Raw genomic sequence first — 7,349 nt, 5'->3', positions numbered from 1 at the left:
TGGCGGAGGGACAGGGATTCGAACCCTGGGAAGGCTACAAACCTTCGCCGGTTTTCAAGACCGGTGCATTCAACCGCTCTGCCATCCCTCCGGCTCACGGCGTTGTATACTACCAGCATTCATCGAGTCGTCAAGACTTTTTGTGCTTTCAATGAGTTAAAACAACGCCAGTGCGTTGAATATCCATCTTGCAGTGGGAACTCAAGCGGGGCATCCTAGGTCTTACCTTATAGTTTTCAGCGCCACCGAGGAGAGAAATCCCATGGCATATCGTACTTCTCAGGTTTCTGATCAGCAGACGCGATCGGAAATAAGTACCAACAAGGTGTTGCGCAACACCTATATGCTCCTGGCCATGACGCTGTTGTTCTCCGCTGTGACGGCGGGAACCGCAATGGCCATGGGCATCGGGCAGATGAATATCTTCATCTTCATGATTGGCGCCTACGGCTTGATGTTCCTGGTTCACAAGACCGCGAATTCGGCGGCAGGCATCTTGTCGATCTTCGCCTTCACGGGCTTCATGGGTTTCACGTTGGGTCCGATGTTGAGCCTCTACCTGTCATTGCCCAATGGAGCGCAATTGGTGATGACCGCGTTGGGGATGACGGGCGCGACGTTCATCGGGCTGTCGGCCGTGGCCTTGATTACCCGCAAGGATTTCAGCTTCCTGGGTAACTTCATGATCGCCGGGGCGATCGTGCTGGTGCTGGCGATGGTTGCGGCGATGATTTTCAATATCACCGCGCTGGCGCTGGCAGTCTCCGCAGGCTTCGTGCTGTTTTCTTCGGCTGCGATTCTGTATCAGACCAGCGAGATCATCCACCGCGCGGGGGAAACCAACTACATCTTGGCGACCATTACCCTGTTCGTGTCGATCTACAATATTTTTGTCAGCCTGTTGTCTATTCTGGGCTTCATGTCTAACGACTGATATGGCTAGTGGCGCTGCGGCGCCTGGCTGTCGAAGGCCCGCACCCTGGAGGTGCGGGCCTTTTGCGTAGGGTATCAGCCTATTTCTCACTTGGGCGTCGGGCCCGAGAGGACCGCTCCATCGCTATGAGTGATCGACAGTATCGCTGGCGGGCGTTTGGTCGGGGAAAGCAGGGCAACGGCCATGATCGTAACCTCCACGAATCAGCAGATGTGCCGGTACATTACGACACAGACACTTTCAATTTAGCCGGATTTCGTAACGGTTGAAGAGGATTCGCACAAACCGTGACGGCGCTCATATTAGTCGCTTCTGTGGCGGTGTGACATAAAAAAAGCCGCCTAGAAAGGCGGCCAAGGTTGGGGATATCAACAGATCGTATCGCTAGCTAAAGATATGCTATAAATTAGCTTGTTAAAAATATACTCGCTAACGTAGTTGCCGTCAATGATCGTTTGATGGCATGGCATGTGGCGCATCCATGATTTGCCTGACCTCGTCACGTCGAGGACAATAGCGTCATACACCGCGTCAGTGACGGGAGACTCTTCGATGCGTTACGCCTTACTCGTGCTAGGAGGCCCGTATAGCCATCAGGCAGCGCACTCTGCGTTGCGTTTCGCGCATGCCGCTATCGCACGGGGGCATCGTGTCGAGACGGTGTTCTTCTATCACGATGGGGTTTATAACGCCTCACATCTCGCGGCGCCGCCACAGGATGAGCCACACCTCGTCGATGCCTGGTGTGATTTGCAGCGTACGCAGGGAACCGCCTTGCAGGTCTGCGTGGCAGCGGCGTTGCGCCGTGGCTTGCTGGATGCCCGTGAGGCCGAGCGTCATGGCAAGAGCGGGGCGAGTCTCGAGCCTCCCTTCGAATTGACGGGGCTGGGGCAGTTGCTCGACATCGGCCAGACGCACGAGCGGCTGATTACCTTCGCGCCCTGAATTTGGCGTCGCTCATTCATGTCACGGGGAACTGTCATGTCCGAGATAACCGAGGCACCGCATGGCGATCTTCTGGTGATGTTGCGCCATGCGCCGCACGGCGGTTTATGGCTACGCGAGGCTCTCGATCTAGCATTGGTGGGGGCGGCTTTCGGTCAGTCCGTCTCGTTGTTGCTGATGGGGGACGGCGTCTGGGCATTGCTCCAGGGCCAAGGCCCGGGTCCGTTGGGACAGAAGGGCTCCCAAAGCACCTTCGAGATGCTGGAGATGTACGATATCGAGCGCTTGTATGTCGATGTCGACTCGCTCGAGGCACGTGGGCTGACCCGCGATGATCTGCTCTTGCCGGTGATTGGAGTGTCGACGCCGGAACTGTCGACGGTGCTTGCCGGTCACCGTCAAATCTTCAATTTCTGAACGCTGCCCGTACTGGACGCTAGCTGGGAAGCGCTGTTAGGAGACACCTGCGAATGTTGTTGCACTTGCTCAATCGTGCCCCGAGTTCGAGCTCCGTTCATCAGGACGTATTGCGCGCGATGAGGGAGGAAGATGGGTTGATGCTGATCGAAGATGGCGTGTTTGGCGCGGTGAGTGCACAGGTACAACATTTTCCAGGTCTGGAAGGACGCCTGTTCGCCTTGCGTGAGGATCTAGAATCGCGCGGTCTGGCGGGGCGTTGCGATGCCCGCGTGATCATCGTCGACATGGACGGTTTCGTGGCGCTGACGGAGGACGCGCAACGCACGGTGAGCTGGTTCTGATGGCGACCACGCAAGCGACACGCTATATCGCGGTAGAAGGCCGTGACATCGGGCTCGACCCCGAAGGGTTCGTGGTCGAACTGACGGCCTGGACACCGGCCGTGGCCGAGGCGCTGGCTGCCGAAGAGGGGCGCGAGCTGACGCCTGAACACTGGGAGGTTCTCGAGGTTCTGCGAGCCTTCTATGCGCGTTATGAGAACGCCCCGGCGATGCGGCCTCTGGTCAAGGCCGTCAGCCAGGCGCTGGGGCCTGATAAAGGGCGCTCCCTGCACTTGATGCGGTTGTTTCCCGATAGTCCGGCCAAGGTGGGGGCGCGCCTGGCGGGATTGCCCAAGCCGACCAACTGTCTCTAAGCACTGTCTTCACAAACTGTTTCTAGGCCTTCGATGAACTTTCTTGCGCATGCCTGGCTGGTACGTGGTGGCAACGACGCCTTTCTGTACGGCAATTTGATCGCCGATGGCGTCAAGGGCGACCCCGATGGCGATTGGGCGGCGGATATCGCGCGCGGTATTCGCCATCACCGTCGCGTGGATGCCTGGGTCGACGACCACGTCGTGATCCGTAGCGTGCGAGAACGCGCACCGCGTCCCCAGCGGCGTGTGGTGGGCATTGCTCTGGATCTGGTGTGGGACCATTTCGTGGCGCGCGATCATGCCGACGTCGCCTTGATTACGCGTTGCTACCGGGTGCTCCAGGCTCAGGGGCGAGCCCCTAACCGCTTGGCGCCCATGATTCCCGCCCTGATCGAAGACGACTGGCTGAGTCGTTACGCCGACTTCGACTTCACCTGCCAGGCGATCGCGGGCCTCGGACGCCGTTTGCGTGGCCCCAATCGTCTGGCGGAGTTGGTGCCTTGGTTGCGCACCGACTACCCCGCATTAGAGCACGACTTCCATGTTCTCTGGCCAGCGCTCAATCAGGCGTTGAGTGCTGACTAGGCCCTCGTTTTCAGTGACATTAATCCGTTAGCCATAGGCATTCCACACGCTCGCCTTCATCGAGAGTGGTGTGTTCGGGTACGACCGCGAGGGCATCGGCCTCGAGGCAGGAGGACAGCACGGCCGAGTTCTGGTCGGCGAAGGCGTGGGCGACGATGCCATCGGTAGTGAACTCGAGCCCCACACGCATGTAGTGGCGACGTGCTTGCGTGTGTGTGGTGAAAGCCGCGCGCGCCCACAGGCGAGGCAGCGTGGCCATGCGTGGGCAGCCCAGCAGGGCGCCCATGAGGGGGCGGAGATACACCCAGGCGCCGACGAAGCATGAAACGGGGTTGCCGGGCAGGCCTACCAGTCGCGCCTGGCCGATGCGCCCCAGTGCCAATGGCTTGCCGGGGCGCATGGCCAACTGCCAGAGATCTAGCTGCCCCAGTGATTCCAGCGCGTGCTTGACGTGGTCTTCTTCGCCGACGCTGACGCCCCCCGTGGTGACGATGACATCGGCTTGCTCGGCGGCCTCGCGCAGGAGACGCTGGGTGGTCGCGAAGTCGTCGGCAACGTGTTCGCGCATGACCAGTTCGGCGCCGAAGCGCTCGAGCAGACGCGAGAGCATGGGCCGATTGGAGTTATGGATCTGCCCCGGTGCGAGCGACTGACCAGGCTCGATGATTTCATCGCCGGTAGAGAGCAGCGCCACGCGCGGGCGACGATAAACGCTGACCTGCGTGATGCCCTGGCCGGCCAGATGTCCCAAAGCGGCTGCCTCGAGCCGGGTACCTGCTTCCAGAAGCGGAGTGCCGGCCCTCACGTCGCGCCCACGGCAACGCACGCTATCGCCCAGCGTGATGTCGCCGGGAACATGCGCCTGGGCGTCTTGCGTTTCCACGCGTTCCTGCATCACTACCGTGTCGGCCCCCGGGGGAATTTCACCACCGGTGAAGATGCGTACGCAGGTGCCCGGTGCGAGCGGCTCGGGCGCGTAGCCGGCCGCAATGCGCTGGCTGATGGGCAACCACTGACCGGCATCGGCATGGCGTAGTGCATAGCCATCCATGGCACTGTTATCGGCGGGCGGTACGTCGAGGCGGGCGGTGACCGTTTCGGCGAGCACGCGGCCCGCCGCTGTCTCGCACTCGATCCGCTCGACATCTCCCGCCTTTACATCCTTCAGCAGCGCCTCCAGCGCGCGCTCGACGCTTTGCAGCTCAGCCATGCTGGCCTCTCCCAGGAATCACGAGGTTGGCGAAGTTGCATGGTTGATGGCGGCTGTCGAGCTGTTCGTGAAGGATGCCGTCCCAAGCGGTGCGGCAGGCGCCGGTGGAACCCGGCAAGCAGAACACCACGGTCGCGTTGGCCAGGCCGCCGAGGCAGCGGCTCTGCACGGTGGAACTGCCGATTTCCTGCCACGAAAGATGACGAAACAATTCGCCGAAGCCTTCGATATGCTTGTCGAGCAATACTTCGACCGCCTCGGGGGTGGAATCATGCCCGGTGAAACCGGTACCGCCGGTGGTGAGGATGACTTGCACGTCATCGTCGGCGATCCACTGTGCAACGAGCGCGCGGATACGATAGACGTCATCGACGACGATGCGTTTGTCGGCGAGTTCGTGCCCATCGCGCTTTAGGCGTTCCACTAGCGCGTTGCCCGAGCGGTCGGTTTCCTCCGTGCGGGTATCGGAGACGGTCAGCACGGCGATCTTGAGCGGGATGAAAGCGGCATCGCTCATGCGTGCGTGTCCTTCTTGCGCTGCTGGCGGGCATCCAGCGCCTCGAGTTGCTCGGGCGTGGCAGGGGCTTGGTAGAGCTCTTTCCATTCGCTGTACGGCATGCCGTAGACGTATTCGCGGGCCGTTTCGTAGTCGAGCTCGATATCGCGCTCGCCGGCGGCGGCCACCAGCCATTTAGAGAGGCAATTACGGCAGAAGTCGGCCAGGATCATCAGGTCGATGTTCTGCACGTCCTTGTTGGCGTCGAGGTGATCGAGCAACTGGCGGAAAGCGGCCGCCTCGAGTTCGGTGCGCGTGTCAGCGTCGATGTGTTGCATGGGAAGACTCCTCGCTGGGCATGTCATCATGAGACGAAACTAGCATAACAAAGAGCGACACCGCCCGGGGGCGGTGTCGTTTCGCTAGTAGCGTTTCAGCACTCGTCATGGCGTGGAAAAACGGATATTGCCTCTTGCCCCGGGTTGTCTCGATTCACGTGGTCAACTATCTTGCCGACGAGTGTGCATTATATGAAACAAATGCCGCTTGCTGGACGCAAGATAAGTGCACTCAACAATACCGCTTTCCATAAACGAGTATCGCGATGAACCGAACAACTGCTTCCAATAAAGCAAGCGAACTGACGCGGGTCCTTGCGCGCAAGGAGGTACTCGCGCTGGCGTTTGGCGCCATGGTCGGCTGGGGCTGGATCGTCATGACCGGCAACTGGATCCAGTCGGCAGGGAGCCTAGGGGCCATCCTGGCCTTTGTGGTCGGTGGCATTGCCATCGTATTGGTGGGATTGACGTATTCTGAGCTGGCCTCGGCCATGCCTCAGGTCGGTGGCGAACACGTATACAGCTATCACGCCCTGGGGCACTTCGCCTCGTTTCTCTGCACCTGGACCATCGTGCTGGGTTACATGAGCGTGGTGTCCTTCGAGGCCGTAGCTCTGCCTACGGTATTCGAGAACTTGTTTCCCGGTTATGCCGTCGGCGATCTCTGGACGGTTGCCGGCTGGGACGTCAAGGCCACCTGGGTGGCAGTCGGCGTTGTTGGCTCGCTGGTCATGATGGCGATCAACTACATTGGCATTCGCACGGCGGCGCTGGTGCAGAAACTGGTGACGATTCTGATCCTGGTGGTGGGCGTGATGTTCATCACCGGGGCGTTGTTTACTGGAGAAACGGCTCACATGGAGCCCCTGTTCAACGTTGAGAACGGCCTTGTGGGCGGTATCATGATGGTCATGATCATGGTGCCCTTCATGTTCGTGGGCTTCGATGTGATCCCCCAGGCAGCCGAAGAAATCAATCTGCCATTCCGCGACATCGGCAAGGTGTTGATGATATCGGTCATCCTGGCAGTGTTCTGGTATGCCTTGATCATCCTCGGCACGTCGCTGATGCTCGACCCCCAAGCCTTGAGCGCTTCTCATCTGGCGGTACCGGATGCCATGCAGGCCGTATTCGCGGCTCCTTGGGCCGGTAAGCTAATGGTGCTGGCGGGCATCGCGGGCATCATCACCAGCTGGAACGCCTTTTATATCGGTGGTTCGCGTGCCGTCTATGCTCTAGCCCATGCGGGTATGCTGCCGGCGTTTTTGGGCAAGCTTCACCCACGTTACAAGACCCCAAGCAATGCGATCATCCTGATCGGCACGGTGTCCTGCCTGTCGCCGTTTTTTGGGCGTCCTATGCTGGTCTGGTTGGTCGACGCCGGTGGACTGGGTATCGTCATCGCGTATTTGTTCGTGGCGCTGTCGTTTGTGGTTATGCGTTACAAGAACGCCGATATGGCGCGTCCTTTCAAGGTGCCTTATGGCAAATTAGTCGGCATCGTTGCAGTAGCGTTGTCGCTGGGCTTGGTGAGTCTTTATCTGCCAGGCAGTCCGTCTGCACTGTTACCGATCGAGTGGGTCGTCTTCGGGGCGTGGATGCTGCTCGGACTGGTGATGTACCTGTGGGCACGCAAGCGCTACGGCGTGGCATACAGTGACCGTATGATGGCCCGTGCCGTCAAGGATATCGATTGAAGGTATCGGTAAGGGTGCATGTCTCCC

10 protein-coding genes and 1 tRNA gene are annotated in these 7,349 nt (G+C 59.8%); 7 read left to right on the top strand and 4 right to left on the bottom strand.

The genetic code is table 11. The features are described from left to right. Window positions 1-91 (bottom strand) — tRNA-Ser (locus OP495_RS06385). A gap of 171 nt (window positions 92-262) precedes the next feature. On the opposite strand from OP495_RS06385, the gene OP495_RS06380 reads away from it, so the two are divergent. From OP495_RS06380 to OP495_RS06355, 6 genes are all read left to right on the top strand, one after another. Next, the gene (locus OP495_RS06380; protein WP_280562025.1) at window positions 263-934 is read left to right on the top strand and encodes a Bax inhibitor-1/YccA family protein; all 672 of its coding nucleotides are present in this window, start codon (window positions 263-265) and stop codon (window positions 932-934) included. A gap of 552 nt (window positions 935-1,486) precedes the next feature. After that, window positions 1,487-1,879 (top strand): sulfurtransferase complex subunit TusD, encoded by a 393-nt coding sequence (gene tusD / locus OP495_RS06375; RefSeq protein WP_280562024.1) that lies wholly within the window; start codon window positions 1,487-1,489, stop codon window positions 1,877-1,879. 36 nt (window positions 1,880-1,915) lie between these two features. Beyond that, entirely contained in the window at window positions 1,916-2,296 is a 381-nt protein-coding gene (tusC, locus tag OP495_RS06370; RefSeq protein ID WP_280562023.1) for a sulfurtransferase complex subunit TusC, read from the top strand. A 53-nt stretch (window positions 2,297-2,349) separates the two neighbouring features. Next, window positions 2,350-2,640: a sulfurtransferase complex subunit TusB gene (gene tusB / locus OP495_RS06365; RefSeq protein ID WP_280567924.1), complete on the top strand. Its 291-nt coding sequence runs from the start codon at window positions 2,350-2,352 to the stop codon at window positions 2,638-2,640. Further along, on the top strand, window positions 2,640-2,993 hold the full coding sequence (locus OP495_RS06360; RefSeq protein ID WP_280562021.1) for a TusE/DsrC/DsvC family sulfur relay protein: 354 nt from the start codon (window positions 2,640-2,642) through the stop codon (window positions 2,991-2,993). Before tusB ends, OP495_RS06360 begins: the two co-directional genes overlap by 1 nt. 33 nt (window positions 2,994-3,026) lie before the next feature. Beyond that, entirely contained in the window at window positions 3,027-3,581 is a 555-nt protein-coding gene (locus tag OP495_RS06355; protein WP_280562020.1) for an ACP phosphodiesterase, read from the top strand. Window positions 3,582-3,600: 19 nt separating this feature from the next. On the opposite strand, the gene glp is transcribed toward OP495_RS06355, so the two are convergent. From glp to OP495_RS06340, 3 genes are read right to left on the bottom strand one after another with little or no spacing between them, the layout of a single operon-like run. Beyond that, the gene (gene glp, locus OP495_RS06350; protein WP_280567922.1) at window positions 3,601-4,791 is read right to left on the bottom strand and encodes a gephyrin-like molybdotransferase Glp; all 1,191 of its coding nucleotides are present in this window, start codon (window positions 4,789-4,791) and stop codon (window positions 3,601-3,603) included. After that, entirely contained in the window at window positions 4,784-5,308 is a 525-nt protein-coding gene (gene moaB / locus OP495_RS06345; protein ID WP_280567920.1) for a molybdenum cofactor biosynthesis protein B, read from the bottom strand. Before moaB ends, glp begins: the two co-directional genes overlap by 8 nt. Next, entirely contained in the window at window positions 5,305-5,625 is a 321-nt protein-coding gene (locus OP495_RS06340; protein ID WP_280562015.1) for a DUF1244 domain-containing protein, read from the bottom strand. Before OP495_RS06340 ends, moaB begins: the two co-directional genes overlap by 4 nt. 266 nt (window positions 5,626-5,891) lie before the next feature. Here OP495_RS06340 and OP495_RS06335 point away from each other — a divergent pair, with 266 nt between their 5' ends. Beyond that, window positions 5,892-7,322 carry an APC family permease gene (locus OP495_RS06335; RefSeq protein ID WP_280567918.1) on the top strand — a complete coding sequence of 477 codons (1,431 nt, stop codon included), beginning with the start codon at window positions 5,892-5,894 and terminating at the stop codon, window positions 7,320-7,322. Window positions 7,323-7,349 lie beyond the last annotated feature (27 nt).

The organism is Chromohalobacter sp. 296-RDG, from assembly GCF_029889885.1.
Classification (GTDB): Bacteria; Pseudomonadota; Gammaproteobacteria; order Pseudomonadales; family Halomonadaceae; genus Chromohalobacter.
This window is presented reverse-complemented; position numbering and strand designations above follow the sequence as displayed.

Excerpts from the sequence above, each read along its gene's own strand:
- OP495_RS06380 (WP_280562025.1), top strand. The coding sequence starts at position 263 with ATGGCATATCGTACTTCTCAGGTTTCTGATCAGCAGACGCGATCGGAA.
- tusD (WP_280562024.1), top strand. The coding sequence starts at position 1,487 with ATGCGTTACGCCTTACTCGTGCTAGGAGGCCCGTATAGCCATCAGGCA.
- tusC (WP_280562023.1), top strand. The coding sequence starts at position 1,916 with ATGTCCGAGATAACCGAGGCACCGCATGGCGATCTTCTGGTGATGTTG.
- tusB (WP_280567924.1), top strand. The coding sequence starts at position 2,350 with ATGTTGTTGCACTTGCTCAATCGTGCCCCGAGTTCGAGCTCCGTTCAT.
- OP495_RS06360 (WP_280562021.1), top strand. The coding sequence starts at position 2,640 with ATGGCGACCACGCAAGCGACACGCTATATCGCGGTAGAAGGCCGTGAC.
- OP495_RS06355 (WP_280562020.1), top strand. The coding sequence starts at position 3,027 with ATGAACTTTCTTGCGCATGCCTGGCTGGTACGTGGTGGCAACGACGCC.
- glp (WP_280567922.1), bottom strand. The coding sequence starts at position 4,791 with ATGGCTGAGCTGCAAAGCGTCGAGCGCGCGCTGGAGGCGCTGCTGAAG.
- moaB (WP_280567920.1), bottom strand. The coding sequence starts at position 5,308 with ATGAGCGATGCCGCTTTCATCCCGCTCAAGATCGCCGTGCTGACCGTC.
- OP495_RS06340 (WP_280562015.1), bottom strand. The coding sequence starts at position 5,625 with ATGCAACACATCGACGCTGACACGCGCACCGAACTCGAGGCGGCCGCT.
- OP495_RS06335 (WP_280567918.1), top strand. The coding sequence starts at position 5,892 with ATGAACCGAACAACTGCTTCCAATAAAGCAAGCGAACTGACGCGGGTC.